The organism is Streptomyces sp. Z26 (assembly GCF_003665095.1).
GTDB lineage: Bacteria > Actinomycetota > Actinomycetes > Streptomycetales > Streptomycetaceae > Streptomyces > Streptomyces phytohabitans.
The window spans coordinates 368,664-384,992 of record NZ_RCHV01000002.1; the positions used below are offsets into that span (position 1 = coordinate 368,664).

The window sequence follows — 16,329 nt, forward strand, 5'->3', positions numbered from 1 at the left end:
TTCGCGACCCCGGTCCGGAAGGTGTCGACCGTGAGGCGGGACACGATGGGCGACAAGGCGAGCACACATCCCGGAGCCGCCGGTCGGGCACCGGCGGCCGACCGGCCCGGATCGCTGCGGAACGTGGTCCTGGTCGGCCGCGGCGGCGCCGGGAAGACGACGCTGGTCGAGGCGTTGGCGCAGGCGTCGGGGGCGGTGAGCCGGGCGGGCCGCGTGGAGGAAGGCGGCTGCCTGTCCGACTACGACGAGATCGAGCACCGGCAGCAGCGCTCGGTGCAGCTGTCGCTGGTGCCGGTGGAGTGGGGCGGCGTCCGGGTCAACCTCCTGGACACCCCCGGATACGCCGACTTCGTCGGGGAGTTGAGGGCCGGTCTGCGCGCGGCGGACGCGGCCCTCTTCGTCGTCTCGGCGGCGGACGGCGTGGACGGCGCCACCCGGCTGGTGTGGGAGGAGTGCGCGGCGGTGGGCATGCCGCGGGCGCTGGTCGTGACGCATCTGGAGGCGGCGCGGGCGGACTTCGACGAGATGACCGCGCGGTGCCGTACGGCGTTCGGCGGCGACGACCCCGACGCCGTACTCCCGCTGTACCTGCCGCTGTACGGGCGGGAGGGCGCCGACGGGCACCGGCCGGTGGACGGCCTGATCGGGCTGCTGTCCCGGCGGGTGTACGACTACACGGGCGGCGCACGGCGGGAACGCGCCCCGGACCCCGGGGAGTCGGCGCTGATCGAGGAGGCCCGGAACCGGCTCATCGAGGGGATCATCGCCGAGAGCGAGGACGAGACCCTGATGGACCGCTACCTGGGCGGCGAGGAGTGCGACACCGCCACGCTCGTCGCCGACCTGAAGAAGGCCGTCGCGCGCGGCGCGTTCCACCCGGTGCTGGCCGCCGCCCCGGCCGCAGCGGGCGCGCGGCAGGGACTCGGCACGCTGGAGCTGCTGGAGCTGGTCACGCGCGGCTTCCCGACGCCCGAGGAGCGCGCGATCCCCACCGTCACCACCCCCGAGGGCGCCCCGCGCCCGCCCCTGGCGTGCGACCCGGACGGCCCGCTGGCGGCGGAGGTGGTGAAGACGTCGTCGGACCCGTACGTGGGCCGGATCTCGCTGGTACGGGTCTTCTCCGGCACGCTGCGTCCCGACGAGACGGTGCACGTGTCCGGGCACGGCCTGGCGGACCGCGGGCACGAGGACCACGACGTGGACGAGCGCGTCGGCGCGCTGTCCACACCCTTCGGCAGGCGGCAACGGCCGCTGGCCCGCGCCGTCGCGGGCGATCTGGCGTGCGTGGCGAAGCTGGCGCGCGCGGAGACCGGGGACACTCTTTCGGCCAAGGCGGACCCGCTGCTGGTGGAGCCGTGGACGATGCCGGAACCGCTGCTGCCGGTCGCGGTCGAGGCGCACGGCAAGGCGGACGAGGACCGGCTGTCGCAGGGTCTGGCCCGGCTCGTGGCCGAGGACCCGACGATGCGCCTGGAGCAGAACCCGCACACCCACCAGGTGGTCCTGTGGTGCCTGGGCGAGGCGCACGTGAACGTCGCCCTGGAGCGGCTGCGCGGCCGGTACGGGGTGCGGGTGGACGCCGTACCGCACCGGGTGGCGCTGCGCGAGACCTTCGCGGAGCGCGCGGCCGGGCGCGGACGGCACGTCAAACAGTCCGGCGGGCACGGGCAGTTCGCGATCTGCGAGATCGAGGTGGAGCCGCTGCCGGGTGGTTCGGGTGTCGAGTTCGTCGACAAGGTCGTGGGCGGGTCGGTGCCGCGGCAGTTCGTGCCGTCCGTCGAGAAGGGCGTACGGGCGCAGGCCGCCAGGGGCGTCGCCGCCGGGTACCCGCTGGAGGACGTACGGGTCACGCTGCTGGACGGGAAGGCGCACTCGGTCGACTCCTCCGACGCCGCGTTCCAGACGGCGGGGGCGCTCGCGCTCCGCGAGTGCGCCGCGCGGGCGCGCGTCCGGCTGCTGGAGCCGGTGGCCGAGATCGGCGTGACGGTGGCCGACGCGTACGTGGGGCACGTGATGAGCGACCTGTCCGGGCGGCGCGGCCGCGTCGTGGGGACCGAGCAGGCGGCGGGCGGCAGCACGCGCGTACGGGCGGAGATCCCGGAGATCGAGATCAGCCGGTACGCGGTGGAGCTGCGTTCCCTGTCGCACGGCATTGGCCGGTTCTCCCGCGCGTACGCCCGCCACGAGCCGATGCCGGAGCGGCTCGCGGAGAGGATCCGCGCGGAAGCCGGTGCCAAGGGTTGACCGGGAGCGGGGGCTGACCGGAAACGGGGGGTGACCGGCACCGCGCCCGGCTAGTCTGGTAGGCCACGCGCAACGGGTGTGTCCGGCACGGCGGTTGGGAACGACTCCGGAGCCGGGCGCACCACCCGTGACGTGTGGTGACGGCGTCCCGAGGGGCGTGGAGACGGCGGGGTCCACCCGCCCGATCGCGAGGCTTCAGTCCCGGCGGCGGGATGCGACAGGCAGGTGGGGCAGAGTGGCGGCGTTCGACGAAGGCAGCGCGACGGAGACGGCGTTCGACTTCAGTCCGGGCGCCGAGATACCGCTCTCCGGCGGGGCGGGCCAGACCGCGGCGAGCAACGCGCTCGCGTCGGCGGCGTACCGGGACGGCCCCGTCGAGGACCTGATCAAGGCCAACGAGGACGCGAAGCGCAAGCCGCCCAAGCTCTCCCTCTTCGAACCGAACCTGGGCGAGGCGTTCTCCCGCGCCGTGCAGACGCGGATGCTCGGCGGCGCGCGCAAGCCGCTGATCCAGTCGTTCGGCACGGACCCGCAGGCGGTGGTGGAGCACTGCCTCGCCGCCAACCGCATCCGCAAGGACCGCGACACCCGGCTCACCGTCGTCATGGTCATCTTCGGGCTGCTGTTCCTGCCGGGCGTCCTGGTGTGGCTGCTCGCGTTCCAGCTGCGCCGCACGATCGCGGGCGCGCAGGACAAGCGCGTCGGCTCGTTCGGCATGGCCGCGCTGGTGGCGGTCGGCGTGCTCGGCGTGGTCTACCTGATCAAGCTGCCGTACGACGGGCTGCTCGGCCTCTACCTGCGGGCCATGGTCGTGCTGCCGATCATCGGCTGGCTGTGGGCGAAGCAGATCTGCGAGCGGTACGCCAAGGACCTGCGGGCACGCTGGAGTTCACTGCTGGGTGGCGGCGGTGTCGGCGCGAAGATCCCCGAGGCGGTGCCGCGCGACCCGAACGACGCGGGCGCCGAACGCATCCGGCTGGGCCTGGCGAAGCTCGGCGCCGAGCAGGCCAGCAACCTCGTCTACTACGCCGGGCCCAAGGGCATACTCGGGATGGGCACCCGCTGGGGCAGCTGGCAGCTGGCCGAGGAGCTGAGGCCCGCGGACCCGGACGGCGACATCAACCCGTTCCGCAGCTGGGACGTGGTGAAGGCGATCCACGACCAGCTGCGGCTGCTGGAGCGGGGCCCGCTGCACACCGGCGGCTTCCCCGCGACGTCGATCCAGCACTGGATCGTCTCCCCCGTCGGCGAGGGCGCGAAGGACGTCGCGCGGCCGGAGGGGCAGGAGGTCGAGGGCTACCGCATCCGCGACTTCGAGGTCCAGCGGATCTGCAACGAGCAGCAGTTCGGCAGCGGCAACAGGCACTACCTGGGCACGCAGTTCGTCCTGTGGGACGGCCAGTTGGTGATCACCCTGCTGATCAGCGTGACGGTGCTGCACCACACGCTGCGCGTCGAGGTCACCGGGCACGCGCTGGGGCCGGTGCACCCGCTGTTCACGACGAAGCCGAAGGCGAAGACCAAGGAGGTCTCCAAGAGCGTCCGCTTCTGGGAGACCAAGGAGGTGTCGCTGCCGCTCGTCGAGGCGCGGGAGGTCGTACGGCTGACGGCACGCGCCCCGTTCACCTGGTTCCCGCCGGTGCTGGACTTCCTCGGCGGCAAGCTGTCGTTGCCGGAGCCCTTCGGGCTGCGGCACGCGTGGGCGGACAAGCCGTGGCGGCACCGCTTCATGGCGGACGACGCGCTGCGCGCGGCGACGCCGGTGCTGCGGGTCGTGCACGCCGCGGCGATCCGGGTGCTGGAGGAGAACGGCTGCGTCACCACGCAGTTCGGCGCCCGCTCGAACGCGCTCAGCGGCCAGGTGCAGGAGGCCGCGCCCGGGAAGGCCGACGCGTACGACGCCTGACGTACGGCAGGGGGCGCGCGCCGGGTCCGTACGGTGCGCGCGTCCCCTGCCGTCACGTGCCCCTGCGCCGGGTCAGCCCTCCGGCCAGGCGGCGGCGAGCATCGCCCGGGTGTCCGCGAGGAGTTGGGGCAGGATCTTCGTGTGGCCGACCACCGGCATGAAGTTGGTGTCGCCGCCCCACCGGGGCACCACGTGCTGGTGCAGGTGCGCCGCGATCCCGGCGCCCGCCTCGGCGCCCTGGTTCATGCCGATGTTGAAGCCGTGCGCGCCGGACGCGGCCCGCAGCGCGGTCATCGCCCGCTTGGTGAACTCCGCCAGCTCCACGGTCTCCTCGGCGTTCAGCCCGGTGTAGTCCGCGACGTGCCGGAAGGGCACGACCATCAGGTGCCCGCCGTTGTACGGGTAGAGGTTGAGCACCGCGTAGACGTGCGCGCCGCGGGCCAGCACGAGCCCGTCCTCGTCGCTCTTGGTGGGGATGCCGCAGAAGGGGCAGCCGTCGTCCGAGCCGGGCCCGCTCGGCTTGTTCTCCCCCTGGATGTAGGCCATCCGATGGGGCGTCCACAGACGCTGGAACGCGTCCGGCGACCCCACCCCGATCTGCTGCTCCGGCTGCTCGCTCGTCATACGGGCCAGCATATGGCGCGGGACCCCGCGCACCGCTCCGGGGCCCGCGCCCCGACCGGCGGTGCCGGGGCCCCGTACGGCGCCCCGGCGTCCGGCTCAGACCTGTACGCGCCGCTCCACGGCGTCCAGGATCTCCGCGAGCGCGTCGGCGCGCGGCACGCCGTTCTTCTGCGAGCCGTCGCGGTAGCGGAAGCTCACCGCGTCGTTGGCGATGTCCTCGTCACCGACGATGACCATGAACGGGACCTTCGCCTTCTGCGCGTTCCGGATCTTCTTCTGCATCCGGTCCGCGGACGCGTCGACGTCCACCCGCAGCCCCCGGCGCTTCGCCTCGGCGGCGAACTCCCGGAGGTACGGCACGTGGTCGTCGCCGATGGGGATGCCGACGGCCTGCACGGGCGCCAGCCACGCCGGGAACGCGCCCGCGTAGTGCTCCAGCAGCACCGCGAAGAACCGCTCGATCGACCCGAAGAGCGCGCGGTGGATGACGACGGGGCGCTGCCGGGAGCCGTCGGCCGAGGTGTACTGGAGGTCGAAGCGCTCCGGCATGTTGAAGTCGACCTGGATCGTGGACATCTGCCAGGTGCGGCCGATGGCGTCCTTGGCCTGCACGGAGATCTTCGGCCCGTAGAACGCGGCGCCCGCCGGGTCCATGACCAGATCCAGGCCCTGCTTCGCGGCGGCCTGGCGGAGGGCCTCGGTGGACTCCTCCCACACCTCGTCCGTGCCGACGAACTTCTCCGGGTCCTTGGTGGACAGCTCCAGGTAGAAGTCGTCCAGGCCGTAGTCGCGCAGCAGGTTCAGCACGAAGGTCAGCAGCGAGTCCAGCTCGTCCGCCATCTGCTCGCGGGTGCAGTAGATGTGCGAGTCGTCCTGGGTGAAGCCGCGGGCGCGGGTGAGGCCGTGCACGACGCCGGACTTCTCGTAGCGGTAGACGGTCCCGAACTCGAAGAGGCGCAGCGGCAGTTCGCGGTACGAGCGGCCGCGCGCGTCGAAGATCAGGTGGTGCATGGGGCAGTTCATGGGCTTCAGGTAGTAGTCCTGGCCCTCGTCGAGCTGCATGGGCGGGTACATGCCGTCGGCGTACCAGTCGAGGTGCCCGGACTTCTCGAACAGCGTGCCCTTGGTGGCGTGCGGGGTGTAGACGAACTCGTAGTCCGCCTCCTCGTGGCGCCGCCGCGAGTAGTCCTCCATCACGCGGCGGATGATGCCGCCCCGGGGGTGGAACACGGCCAGTCCGGAGCCGATCTCCTCGGGGATGGAGAAGAGGTCCAGCTCGGTGCCGAGCCTGCGGTGGTCGCGCTTCTCGGCCTCCGCGAGGAACTCCAGGTACGCCTTCAGCTCGTCCTTGGTCGGCCAGGCGGTGCCGTAGATCCGCTGGAGCTGCTTGTTCTTCTCGCTGCCCCGCCAGTACGCGGCGGCGCTGCGCATCAGCTTGAACGCGGGGATGTTGCGGGTGGTCGGCAGGTGCGGGCCGCGGCAGAGGTCCTTCCAGCACAGCTCGCCGGTCTTCGCGTCGAGGTTGTCGTAGATGGTCAGCTCACCGGCGCCGACCTCCGCGGAGGCACCCTCGGCGGCTTCGGCGGCCGAGCCCTTGAGGCCGATCAGCTCCAGCTTGTACGGCTCGTCGGCCAGCTCCGCGCGGGCGGCGTCGTCGCTGGTGACGCGGCGGGAGAAGCGCTGGCCGCGCTTCTGGATCTCCTGCATCTTCTTCTCGACGCGCTTGAGGTCGTCCGGGGTGAAGGGCTCCTCGACGTCGAAGTCGTAGTAGAAGCCGTCCCTGACGGGCGGCCCGATGCCGAGCTTCGCCGCCGGGAACAGCTCCTGCACCGCCTGCGCCATGACGTGCGCGGTGGAGTGCCGGAGGATGTCCAGGCCGTCCTGGCTGGCGATGCCGACGGGCTCGACCTCGTCGCCGTCCGCGACCTCGTACGCCAGGTCGCGCAGCTGCCCGGCGACGCGGGCGGCGACGACGGTGCGGTCGCCGGGGAAGAGGTCCGCCGCCGTGGTACCCGTGGTCACCACGCGTTCTTCCCGCTCGGAATCGCGTTGGATGATCACACGGACGTCTGCCACCGGTCTCTCCTGACACTCTGACGGGGTCGCGCGAGCTGGCGCCGCGCAGCAGGAATCGTACCGAGCGCGGTCCCCTCTCCGCGAAACGGTTTGCCCCTCCGCCACCGGCCGACGTCACGGCAGGGGGCGGACCCCGGCACGGGCCCGCTACGAGGACACCCGCCGCAGCAGTACGAGCCCGATGATCGCCCCCAGCACGCCGAAGCCGGTGAGCACGGAGGCCAGCACCTCCAGCGGTCCGCCCGCCATCTCGGTGTTCGCCGTGAAGTTGGCGCCGAGGCAGAACAGCAGCGCCGCCCACAGCATGCCCTTGACCGGGTTCATCGGTTCTCTCCGTCGTCCTGTCCGTACTTCGGTACGACGCTACGTCCCGGCCGCCCGCCCCGCGATGGTGCGCGCTCCCGCGCCCGTGGTGGAGCCCGCTCCACCACCGCGGCGGCGCAGCGCCCTGCGCCGCCCCGCGCGCCTCGCATACGGTGAGCCCATGAGAGAGCCCCTGGTCGAGGCGTGGCAGGCGTTCCGTCATCTGCTCGTGGGCTTCGCGCTCTCCCTCGTCTGCTACGTGGCGATCCCCCTGTTCATCCTCTGCACGGTGATGGCCCTGCTGCTGATCGGCGCCGGTTCGTGGCCGGAGGCGGTGCTCGCGCTGCGCCGCCTCGCCGGCTTCGCCCGCGTACGCGCCGGGGAACGGCTCGGCATGGAGATCGTCCCCAAGCACTACCTGCCGCTGAGCGGTTCCCTCACCGAGCGCGTACGGACGGCGAGTTCCGACCCGGGCACCTGGCGGGACATGCTGTGGGTGGCCACGCAGGTGCTGTACGGCATCGCGCTGCTGTGCGTGGCGGTGCTGCTGTGGCCGGTGAGTCTGCTGGTGGACGGCATCTGGTGCGGCCTGCTGCGGCAACGCCCCCTGCTGCTGCCGCTGTTCGGCTCGCTGGCCGACCTGGAGGCGTACTGGACGGCGGCCCTGCTCCGCCCCTCCCCCAGCGCCCGCCTCGCGGAGCGGGTCGAGCAGCTGTCGATGACGCGGGCGGGCGCCGTCGCCGCGCACAGCGCCGAACTGCGCCGTATCGAACGGGACCTGCACGACGGCGCCCAGGCCCGCCTCGTCGCGCTGACCATGCGACTCGGCCTGGCCCGGCGCGCATACGCGACGGACCCCGCGAAGGGCCGCGCGCTGCTCGACGACGCGCAGCAGCAGGCGGAGGAGGCTCTTGCCGAGCTGCGGCACGTGGTCCGGGGCATCCACCCGCCCGTACTGACCGACCGCGGCCTGACCGGTGCCGTACGGGCCCTGGCGGGCGCGCACCCCTTGCGCGTCACCGTGGCGGACCCGGGGGTGGCGGCGGCGCCGCGGGCACCGGCGGCGGTGGAGGCGGCGGCGTACTTCGTCGTCGCGGAGGCCCTGACGAACGCCGCGAAGCACAGCGGCGGCACGAGCGTCGCCGTGGTCCTGGACCGTACGTCGCACAAGGTCATGCGCATACGCGCGGAGGACGACGGCCGGGGCGGCGCGGAGGAGAGCCGGGGCACCGGGCTGCTGGGCATGAGGCGCAGGGTGGCGGCGCTGGACGGCACCGTAGCCTTGTCGAGTCCCGTCGGGGGACCGACCGTCATCGAGGTGGAGCTGCCGTGCGCGTGGTGATCGCGGAGGACAACGCCCTGCTGCGCGAGGGGCTCGTCCTGCTCCTCACCAGCGCGGGCCACGAGGTCGCCGCCGTCGCCGCGACGGGCCCGGAGGTGCTGCCCGCCCTCCTCGGCGAACGCCCGGACGCGGCCGTCCTGGACGTACGGCTGCCGCCCGGCTTCCGCGACGAGGGCCTGCGCGCCGCCCTGGAAGCCCGCCGCCAACTCCCCGACCTGCCGGTGCTGGTGCTGTCGCAGTACGTCGAGGAGGCGTACGCGGCGGAGCTGCTGTCCGCGGGCGTCCGCGGCCTGGGCTACCTGCTGAAGGACCGGGTGGGCCGGGTCGAGGAGTTCCTGGAGGCACTCGAACGGGTGGCGTCGGGCGGTACGGCCCTGGACCCGGAGGTGGTCACGGAGCTGATCGCCCGTCACGGCCGCGAGGACCCGTTGGAGACGCTGACGCCGCGCGAGACGGAGGTGCTGCGGCTGATGGCGCAGGGCCACGGCAACACGGAGATCAGCGCCCGGCTCGTGATCAGCGAACGGGCGGTCAGCAAGCACATCGGGAACGTGTTCTCGAAGCTGGACCTGCCGCCGAGCGACAGCGGCCACCGCCGCGTCCTGGCGGTCCTCGCCTACCTCAACGCGGACGGCCGCGCGGCCGGTTGATCCGCGCGCCCGCCGGGGCGGGAGCGGGGGCGGGCATGACGAAGGCGGCGCGGTCCACGTCTTCCGTGGTCCGCGCCGCCTGTCGACAGCGTGGGCGATACTGGGATCGAACCAGTGACCCCTTCGGTGTGAACGAAGTGCTCTCCCGCTGAGCTAATCGCCCGGGACTCGTGCGCTGGGCACGGGCAGAACCATACCGTGCCGCTCACCCTTCATCCAAACCACTTTCGTCCGGTCCGCTTCCGTACGGAGCACTCCCCCACGGAAGACCGCGCAGCCGTGCGCGCAGCCCCCGCCGCCCCGACCGCATCATCAGCGCGTGGTTGGCCCGGAACAGCGGCCGTCCGGGCACCGCCAGCAGCCGCAGCAGCGGCTTGCGCACCTCGACCTCCTGCGCGTAGTCGGCGCGGGTGCCGCCGCGTTCGCCGGTGAGGGTCCATCGCGCCCGGCCCACCAGGTCGCCGCTCATCGCGATCTCCAACACCCCGGCGTCCGGGTCCTGCCGCACGGCCCGCGCGGTCACCCGCAGGTCGTACGGGAGCAGCGACCGGAAGCGCGCCTCGCCGGAGTCCTCCCCCAGCGGCGTCACCTCGCGAACCTGCGGCCACCAGGACGGGTACTCCTCGGCGCGCGCCAGCACGTCGTAGACGGCGGCGGGCGGGGCGTCGAGCAGCCAGACGGAGTGGAAACGGTAGTGGTGCCAGGACCTGGTCACGGGCGCTCCCGGTTGCCGTACCCGGGGCCGGACGCACGGAGGACCGGCTCCGGGAGCCCCCTACGGGCTGCCGGACGCCGGTCCGTCTGTGGGCGATACTGGGTTCGAACCAGTGACCCCTTCGGTGTGAACGAAGTGCTCTTCCACTGAGCTAATCGCCCTCGCGTGGCGATCACATTACCCCATGTCAGCGGGTGCTCATGACTGCTTGCGCGCCGCCCGTTCCAGCCTGCGCCGCTTCCACCAGGCGGTGCCCTCGCCGACCTTCCGCTTCGTCCAGCGCAGGCAGAGCTGCGCCCAGACGAACTCGGTGGCCCAGACCGCCATGCCGCCGAAGATGATCAGCCAGCCGGGCCCCGGCAGCGGGAGGAGGATGACCCCCGTGACGACGATCGCGAGACCGACGAGGAAGACACCGACCTGCCAGCTCAGGTGCAGCGGGCGGCTGGCCCTGACGAATCGCGGCGCCCGCGAGCCGAGCGGGCGCTCCTCATCCTTGGTGTCCGTCTCCACGTCCATCCGGCAAACCTACCGGACCGTTCAGGCATCACCCGAACGGCGGTACGGGACAAAATCCACCTAGGCCATACGAAGGACCTTAACCTTCACAAATCGGTCAGAGGGGTTTACAACCCACCCGTAGGTGGCATGTCGATTTCGCCGACGTGCGAATCCCCGAGCGCACACTGAGCGAAAGGCCCTGGCGCTTATGAACACCACGGTCAGCTGCGAGCTGCACCTGCGCCTCGTTGTTTCAAGCGAGTCCTCACTGCCTGTACCCGCGGGCCTGCGTTACGACACCGCCGACCCGTACGCCGTCCACGCCACCTTCCACACCGGTGCCGAGGAGACCGTCGAGTGGGTCTTCGCCCGCGACCTCCTGGCCGAGGGGCTCCACCGGCCCACCGGCACGGGTGACGTCCGGGTCTGGCCCTCCCGTAGCCACGGTCAGGGGGTGGTCTGCATCGCCCTCAGCTCCCCGGAGGGCGAGGCCCTGCTCGAAGCCCCCGCGCGGGCCCTCGAATCCTTCCTGAAAAGAACGGACGCCGCGGTGCCGCCCGGCACCGAGCACCGCCACTTCGATCTGGACACGGAGCTCTCGCACATCCTCGCCGAGAGCTGAGATCCCCCGGTCCGCCACAGCCGTCCGACTCGGGGCGACGGCTGGGGCCGGTGGCCGTATACGGCCGATGACGGCGCCGCTCCCTCGGGTCACCCGCGGGAGCGGCGCCGCCGCGTGCGCGAGGGGCTAGGCTCGTGGGCCATCGGAACCGCAACGGCCAGGCCAGGAGCGACGGTGCAGATCAATCACGACACCCAGTGCGCACTCGACGATGTGGTCGACCTGCTCAACACGGCCCCCGACGGCGACGCGCCGGACGCCCTCGCCAGCGTCACCGACCTCCGCGACTTCGCGCAGCGCAACGACGTAAGCGGTGTCGGGGATCTCACCGAGAGCGACGTCCTGGCGGTACGGTCGGTACGGGACCGCTTCGCCCGCATCTTCGCCGCACCCGACGCGCGTACCGCCGCCGAGCTGGTGAACGGGCTCGTGGCCGAGGCGGGCACGACACCGCAGCTGACGGACCACGACGGCTACGACTGGCACGTGCACTACTTCGCGCCCGGCGCGTCCGTGGCGCACCACCTCGCCGCGGACGGCGGGATGGCGCTGGGGTTCATCATCGTCGCGGGCGAACGGGACCGGCTGCGGCGGTGCGAGGCGCCCGACTGCCCGCGGGCGTTCATCGACCTCTCCCGGAACCGTTCCCGGCGCTACTGCGACTCCCGTACCTGCGGGAACCGGCTGCACGTCGCGGCGTACCGGGCGCGGCAGCGGGAGTCGGCGGAGACCGCGTAGGCGGGGAGGGCCGCGCGGGGGCCGCTCACAGCAGGAACAGGTCGTACGCGCTGGTTATCGCGAGCAGGCAGCCGATGAAGGCGAGGAAGAACATCAGCGGCGGCTGCGAGAGGGCGTAGAGGCACCCCCGGGGCTCGGTGCTGAACGGGGTCTCGTGGGGCGCTTCTGGGAACTCGCCTGCGCGGTCCTGCGTGGTGTGGTGCATCTCGCCGTGATGATCGCGCAATCACCCGCCGGGAGGTGCTCAACACGCCCGTCGCAACAGTGCAGTTCGTCAGATTCCGTGCTTCTTCAGGATCGCCTCGATGTCGCTGAAGTCGTCCGCCGCGCCCGCGCCGCCGGAGCCTCCCGACGGCTTCGCCCCCGCCTTCCCGCCGGAGCCCACCGCTGGGGCCCGCCCGCCGGGCGCGGGCGCCTGCGCGCGCTCCGCGCGGACCGCCGCCCGGCGCTCCTTGCGGGACCCGCCGTCGCCGGTGCGCGCGGTGGAGCGCGCGCCCGCGACGTGCGCCACGACGAACAGCACCACGGCCACCGCGAGCACGCCGACGCCGGACCACACCTGGGGGTCGAGGACCAGATCGGCGGCCCACTTGCCGACGGCCTTGCCGACCTTCCCGCCCAGCTCCACCAGACCGGCCATCGCCAGCCCGAGGGGGAGCAGCGCGAACGCCGCGACACGGGTCGCGGTGACGAAGCGGCGCCGGTACGCCGTCAGGAAGGCGACGGCGAGACCGGCCGCGGTGAGCGCGGCGCACACGGTCGTGATGAGCATGTCTCCATCGTGCACCGTACGGGCGGTACGGGCCATGCCCGGCCGGATATTCCGGGCGCCCCTCAGGGGGATCTGCGGGGCGCCTCCTCCCTGGGTGGGAGACTGACGGGCATGAGCGACTCCTCCGACGTACGACCCGTGCTCGACTTCTGGTGCGAGCTCCAGTGCCCCGACTGCCACCGCGCCCTGGCCGATCTGCACGCGCTGCGCGAGCGGTACGGGGACGCGCTGGAGATCCAGCTGCGGCACTTCCCGTTGGAGAAGCACAAGCACGCGTACGCCGCCGCGCAGGCGGCCGAGGAGGCGTACGCGCAGGGGCGGGGCGAGGCGTTCACCGAGGCCGTGCTCGGCCGCACCGGCGAGCTGGGCGCGCGCGGCGAGCCGCTGCTCGTCGAGGTGGCCGCCGAAGTGGGTCTGGACGCCGACGAGTTGGAGACCGCGCTGATCGACGGGCGGCACCTGCTGATCGTCGACGCGGACCAGGCCGAAGGCAAGGCGATCGGCGTGACGGGCACGCCCACCTACGTCATCGACGGCGAGGTGCTGCACGGCGGCAGGAGCCAGGACGGGCTGCGGGAGCGGATCACGGGGATCGCGGACCGGCTGCTCGGGCGCTGACCTCCGGCTCGCGAGCCGCGCGTCACAGCAGGCGCTTCTCCAGGTGGTGCTCGGCGGCGCGGTAGCCCAGCGACTCGTACAGCCGCCGGGCGGGGGCGTTGTCGACGTGCACGTTGAGCCCGAGCGCGGAGGCGCCCGCGTCGCGGGACGCCCGCTCGGCGGCGCGCATGAGCGTACGGCCGTGGCCGTGGCGGCGGTACGCGTCGTGCACCTCGACCCCCCACACCCAGGCGTCCGCGGCCGGGCGGGGCGAGGCGGACGGGGAGAGCCACAGGGTGCCGACGTCCGCGCCGTCGTGGACGAGGACGCGCAGCAGCATCCCGGTGGTCGCCGGGCCGTCCGGCAGCAGCGCGCGGAGTTCGTCGGCGAGCAGCGTGCCGGCGCGGTCGGCCGGTACGCCGCGGTCGGTGAGCGCCGCGACCTGGCGGCGGCCGTCGCGTTCCCGCCAGGCGGCGAAGTCCTGCTCGGCCAGGGGGCGGAGGGTGCCGGGGGCGGGCGCCGGGTCGTCGACGGGGTGGGTGAGGGGCTTGGTCAGGGTGCGGTTGCGTTCGACGTAACCGAGCGCCCCGGCGAGCACCGACGCGCCCTCCGCGTCCGCCGGTACGGTCGCCGCGACCCGCGCGCAGCCCCAGCCCCGCAGCACCTCCTCGGCGGCCAGCAGGGCGATCGCGGCGCGCCCGCGTCGGCGTTCCGGCGGGTCGACGGCCAGCTCCGCGATGCGGCCGGTGCGCAGGCCGTACCGGGTGTCGACGGAGAGCCGGAGGGTGCCGACGGCGCGCGCGTTGTCGCAGACGGCGTACGTACGGGAGCGCGCGCCGTCCGCCGTCTGCTCCTCGGGGCCGCTGGGGCGCAGGGTGGTGGTCACCGGTCCGCGTCCGGGCTCAGACGTCGCTGTCGGCGGCGGACCGCTCGTCGAAGACGCGCATGGCCTTGGCAGTCACCGGGCCGGGTGCGCCCGGCAGTTCGCGCCCGTCGACCCGGTGGACGGCCTGCACGTCGCGGAGGGTCGAGGTCAGGAAGACCTCGTCGGCGGTGTCCAGCACGTCCAGCGGCAGGTCCGTCTCGCGCGCCCCGCACCACCGCGCGACCAGCGCGCGGGTGACGCCCGCGAGGCAGCCGGAGGCGAGCGGCGGGGTGTGCAACTCGCCGTCCAGGACGACGAAGACGTTCGAGCCGGTGCCCTCGCAGAGACGGCCGAGGGTGTTGCCGAACAGCGCCTCCGTGGCGCCCTCCCGGCGGGCGCGGGCCAGGGCGACCACGTTCTCCCCGTACGAGGTGGTCTTCAGCCCGGCGAGCGCGCCGCGCTCGTTGCGCGGCCAGGGCACCGTGATCACGGCGGTGGTGTCGGGGCGGCGGGCCGCCTCGCTGAGGGCGACGACGAGCGTCGGGCCGTCGGTCCCGCGGTCGGAGCCGAGCGGCGACGGGCCGCCGGTGTACGTGACGCGCAGCCGTCCCAGCCGCGCCGGGTTCGCCTCGGCCACCGCGACGCAGGCGCGGCGCACCTCGTCGAGGTCCGGCTCGGGCAGGCCCAGGCCGCGGGCCGAGACGGCGAGGCGGTCGAGGTGACGGGTGAGGGCGAAAGGCGTGCCGTCGTCGGTGCGGACCGTCTCGAAGACGCCGTCCCCGACGGTCAGTCCGTGGTCGAACACCGAGACCCGGGCGCTGTCCGCGTCCCGCAGGGCGCCGTCGAGCCAGATCCTCACGTCGTCGTCCTCTCGTCGCGGGCGGGGTGGCCGACACGGGCGCCGTGGCCGTACGCGCCCTCCTCCCCGTACTCCCCCGACGCTATCGCGAGCAGCCGGTCCGCCTTCAGCTCGGTCTCCTCCCACTCCCGTACGGGATCGGAGCCCCAGGTGATCCCCGCGCCCGTGCCGAAGCGCAGGACGGGACCGGCGGGCAGACCGCGTTCGATCCAGAACGTACGGATGCCGACGGCCAGTTCGCCGGTACGGCGGTCGGCGTCGACCCAGCCGATCGCGCCGCAGTACGGGCCGCGGGGCGCCGTCTCCAGCGCGCCGATCAGTTGGAGGGCACGGTGCTTGGGGGCGCCGGTGACCGAGCCGGGCGGGAACGTGTCCGCCAGCAGCGCCGCCCAGGCGTGGCGGCGGCGGTCCGGGGCGAGTTCACCGCGGACGGTGGACACGAGGTGCACCAGGCCGGGGTGGGGTTCGACGGCGCAGAGCGCCGGGACGGTGACGGTGCCGGGCGTACAGACGCGGCCGAGGTCGTTCCGTACGAGATCGACGATCATCACGTTCTCCGCGTGGTCCTTCTCCAGCAGCTCGGCGGCGGTGCGCGCGGTGCCCTTGATCGGGCCGGAGCTGACGTTGTCGCCGTCGCGGCGGAGGAAGAGTTCGGGCGAGGCGGTGGCGACCTCCACGCCGTGCGCGGGGAGGCGCACGGTGCCCGCGTACGGGGCGGGGTTGCCGCGCGCGAGCAGCGCGGCGAGCCGGTCGACGTCGCTCGCGGCCGGGTCCGGGTCGGGCAGGGGCGCGGTGAGGACGCGGCAGAGGTTCGCCTGGTACACGTCACCGGCGGCTATGTGCTCCCGTACGCGGCGCACGCCCGCGACGTACGCGTCCCGGTCCAGCGAACCGGTCCAGTCTCCGGGAGCGGGTCCGCGCCAGGACGCGGGCGAATTCCGTACGGCGCGGACGTGCCCGGGGTCGGGCCGTACGTCGCCGAAGCGCGCGCACGTGAGCCCGCCCTCGAACGTGGCGACCACCGCCCACCAGCCCGTGGAATCAAGGGCGGTGGGGTCGTCGGTGACGTCGCGCAGGTCGGTGGCGACGAGCCCGCCGAAGCGGGCGAGAGGCGCGGGAACGGACACGGGACGAGTGTAGGAGGGGGGCTTCGGGAGGCGTTTGGGGGAAAGCGAATTTGAGCTGGTCGCCGAATCCGCTAAAGTTCAACACGTCGCCGGGTGCAACGCACCGGGAAGGACATCTGCGGACGTAGCTCAGCTGGTAGAGCACCACCTTGCCAAGGTGGGGGTCGCGAGTTCGAATCTCGTCGTCCGCTCGGATCGGGGTACTGTGAACCCTGGCATGGTGGAGTGGCCGAGAGGCGAGGCAACGGCCTGCAAAGCCGTCTACACGGGTTCGAATCCCGTCTCCACCTCGGACGATTAGCTCAGCGGGAGAGCGCTTCCCTGACACGGAAGAGGTCACTGGTTCAATCCCAGTATCGTCCACTGGTCCGCTATCGTGGACCGTCCC

General features: G+C 73.0%; 16 protein-coding genes, 5 tRNA genes and 1 pseudogene. 10 read left to right on the forward strand and 12 right to left on the reverse strand.

The window, feature by feature from the left end:
- Positions 1-45: 45 nt before the first annotated feature.
- Together D7M15_RS01670 and D7M15_RS01675 are read left to right on the forward strand one after the other, a co-directional pair.
- A complete protein-coding gene (locus D7M15_RS01670; RefSeq protein WP_121515848.1) occupies positions 46-2,244 on the forward strand; it encodes an elongation factor G-like protein EF-G2 in 2,199 nt (732 codons plus the stop codon).
- Between the two features lie 235 nt (positions 2,245-2,479).
- Positions 2,480-4,150 (forward strand): hypothetical protein, encoded by a 1,671-nt coding sequence (locus tag D7M15_RS01675; protein WP_121515849.1) that lies wholly within the window; start codon positions 2,480-2,482, stop codon positions 4,148-4,150.
- Positions 4,151-4,222: 72 nt separating this feature from the next.
- Here D7M15_RS01675 and D7M15_RS01680 read toward each other — a convergent pair whose 3' ends face one another.
- From D7M15_RS01680 to D7M15_RS28345, 3 genes are all read right to left on the reverse strand, one after another.
- Positions 4,223-4,786, reverse strand: a complete 564-nt coding sequence (locus D7M15_RS01680) for an HIT domain-containing protein (protein WP_121515850.1) — start codon at positions 4,784-4,786, stop codon at positions 4,223-4,225.
- Between the two features lie 84 nt (positions 4,787-4,870).
- Entirely contained in the window at positions 4,871-6,850 is a 1,980-nt protein-coding gene (thrS, locus tag D7M15_RS01685) for a threonine--tRNA ligase (protein WP_121515851.1), read from the reverse strand.
- A gap of 147 nt (positions 6,851-6,997) precedes the next feature.
- Positions 6,998-7,174, reverse strand: a complete 177-nt coding sequence (locus D7M15_RS28345; protein ID WP_165906184.1) for a hypothetical protein — start codon at positions 7,172-7,174, stop codon at positions 6,998-7,000.
- A gap of 160 nt (positions 7,175-7,334) precedes the next feature.
- Between D7M15_RS28345 and D7M15_RS01690 the strand changes: the two genes are divergently transcribed.
- Positions 7,335-8,495, forward strand: coding sequence for a histidine kinase (locus D7M15_RS01690; RefSeq protein WP_206337304.1), 1,161 nt, complete (start codon positions 7,335-7,337; stop codon positions 8,493-8,495).
- Positions 8,483-9,145: a response regulator transcription factor gene (locus D7M15_RS01695; protein ID WP_121515852.1), complete on the forward strand. Its 663-nt coding sequence runs from the start codon at positions 8,483-8,485 to the stop codon at positions 9,143-9,145. The genes D7M15_RS01690 and D7M15_RS01695 overlap by 13 nt, the downstream gene beginning before the upstream one ends.
- A 91-nt stretch (positions 9,146-9,236) precedes the next feature.
- Here the strand turns inward: D7M15_RS01695 and D7M15_RS01700 are convergent.
- The 4 genes and pseudogenes from D7M15_RS01700 to D7M15_RS01715 form a co-directional block, all read right to left on the reverse strand.
- A tRNA-Val gene (locus D7M15_RS01700) sits at positions 9,237-9,308 on the reverse strand.
- A 42-nt stretch (positions 9,309-9,350) separates the two neighbouring features.
- Complete coding sequence (locus tag D7M15_RS01705) at positions 9,351-9,860, reverse strand: SRPBCC family protein (protein WP_121515853.1); 510 nt, start codon at positions 9,858-9,860, stop codon at positions 9,351-9,353.
- 89 nt (positions 9,861-9,949) lie between these two features.
- A tRNA-Val gene (locus D7M15_RS01710) sits at positions 9,950-10,021 on the reverse strand.
- Between the two features lie 40 nt (positions 10,022-10,061).
- A pseudogene (locus tag D7M15_RS01715) lies at positions 10,062-10,379 on the reverse strand (TIGR02611 family protein); the annotation flags it as partial.
- A 190-nt stretch (positions 10,380-10,569) separates the two neighbouring features.
- Here D7M15_RS01715 and D7M15_RS01720 point away from each other — a divergent pair.
- Both D7M15_RS01720 and D7M15_RS01725 read left to right on the forward strand, forming a co-directional pair.
- The gene (locus tag D7M15_RS01720) at positions 10,570-10,983 is read left to right on the forward strand and encodes an SsgA family sporulation/cell division regulator (protein ID WP_003959770.1); all 414 of its coding nucleotides are present in this window, start codon (positions 10,570-10,572) and stop codon (positions 10,981-10,983) included.
- A 174-nt stretch (positions 10,984-11,157) separates the two neighbouring features.
- Positions 11,158-11,721: a CGNR zinc finger domain-containing protein gene (locus D7M15_RS01725; protein ID WP_121515855.1), complete on the forward strand. Its 564-nt coding sequence runs from the start codon at positions 11,158-11,160 to the stop codon at positions 11,719-11,721.
- A 25-nt stretch (positions 11,722-11,746) separates the two neighbouring features.
- On the opposite strand, the gene D7M15_RS01730 is transcribed toward D7M15_RS01725, so the two are convergent.
- A complete protein-coding gene (locus tag D7M15_RS01730) occupies positions 11,747-11,926 on the reverse strand; it encodes a hypothetical protein (protein ID WP_121515856.1) in 180 nt (59 codons plus the stop codon).
- A 69-nt stretch (positions 11,927-11,995) separates the two neighbouring features.
- Positions 11,996-12,493 carry a hypothetical protein gene (locus D7M15_RS01735; protein ID WP_121515857.1) on the reverse strand — a complete coding sequence of 166 codons (498 nt, stop codon included), beginning with the start codon at positions 12,491-12,493 and terminating at the stop codon, positions 11,996-11,998.
- Positions 12,494-12,604: 111 nt separating this feature from the next.
- On the opposite strand from D7M15_RS01735, the gene D7M15_RS01740 reads away from it, so the two are divergent.
- Positions 12,605-13,111 carry a DsbA family protein gene (locus D7M15_RS01740; RefSeq protein ID WP_121515858.1) on the forward strand — a complete coding sequence of 169 codons (507 nt, stop codon included), beginning with the start codon at positions 12,605-12,607 and terminating at the stop codon, positions 13,109-13,111.
- Positions 13,112-13,133: 22 nt separating this feature from the next.
- On the opposite strand, the gene D7M15_RS01745 is transcribed toward D7M15_RS01740, so the two are convergent.
- Genes D7M15_RS01745 through D7M15_RS01755 form a run of 3 tightly spaced genes read right to left on the reverse strand, consistent with a single transcriptional unit; the run spans position 13,134 to position 15,941 of the window.
- A complete protein-coding gene (locus D7M15_RS01745; protein ID WP_121515859.1) occupies positions 13,134-13,976 on the reverse strand; it encodes a GNAT family N-acetyltransferase in 843 nt (280 codons plus the stop codon).
- Positions 13,977-13,992: 16 nt separating this feature from the next.
- Positions 13,993-14,814, reverse strand: a complete 822-nt coding sequence (locus D7M15_RS01750) for an aminodeoxychorismate lyase (RefSeq protein WP_121515860.1) — start codon at positions 14,812-14,814, stop codon at positions 13,993-13,995.
- Positions 14,811-15,941 (reverse strand): chorismate-binding protein, encoded by a 1,131-nt coding sequence (locus D7M15_RS01755; protein WP_121515861.1) that lies wholly within the window; start codon positions 15,939-15,941, stop codon positions 14,811-14,813. The genes D7M15_RS01750 and D7M15_RS01755 overlap by 4 nt, the downstream gene beginning before the upstream one ends.
- A gap of 118 nt (positions 15,942-16,059) precedes the next feature.
- On the opposite strand from D7M15_RS01755, the gene D7M15_RS01760 reads away from it, so the two are divergent.
- From D7M15_RS01760 to D7M15_RS01770, 3 genes are all read left to right on the forward strand, one after another.
- Positions 16,060-16,132: transfer RNA gene (locus tag D7M15_RS01760), tRNA-Gly, on the forward strand.
- 28 nt (positions 16,133-16,160) lie between these two features.
- A tRNA-Cys gene (locus D7M15_RS01765) sits at positions 16,161-16,231 on the forward strand.
- Position 16,232: 1 nt separating this feature from the next.
- Positions 16,233-16,304: transfer RNA gene (locus D7M15_RS01770), tRNA-Val, on the forward strand.
- Positions 16,305-16,329 lie beyond the last annotated feature (25 nt).

Coding starts and splice junctions, on each gene's coding strand:
- D7M15_RS01670 (WP_121515848.1), top strand. CDS start 46: ATGGGCGACAAGGCGAGCACACATCCCGGAGCCGCCGGTCGGGCACCG.
- D7M15_RS01680 (WP_121515850.1), bottom strand. CDS start 4,786: ATGCTGGCCCGTATGACGAGCGAGCAGCCGGAGCAGCAGATCGGGGTG.
- D7M15_RS28345 (WP_165906184.1), bottom strand. CDS start 7,174: ATGAACCCGGTCAAGGGCATGCTGTGGGCGGCGCTGCTGTTCTGCCTC.
- D7M15_RS01690 (WP_206337304.1), top strand. CDS start 7,335: ATGAGAGAGCCCCTGGTCGAGGCGTGGCAGGCGTTCCGTCATCTGCTC.
- D7M15_RS01720 (WP_003959770.1), top strand. CDS start 10,570: ATGAACACCACGGTCAGCTGCGAGCTGCACCTGCGCCTCGTTGTTTCA.
- D7M15_RS01730 (WP_121515856.1), bottom strand. CDS start 11,926: ATGCACCACACCACGCAGGACCGCGCAGGCGAGTTCCCAGAAGCGCCC.
- D7M15_RS01735 (WP_121515857.1), bottom strand. CDS start 12,493: ATGCTCATCACGACCGTGTGCGCCGCGCTCACCGCGGCCGGTCTCGCC.
- D7M15_RS01740 (WP_121515858.1), top strand. CDS start 12,605: ATGAGCGACTCCTCCGACGTACGACCCGTGCTCGACTTCTGGTGCGAG.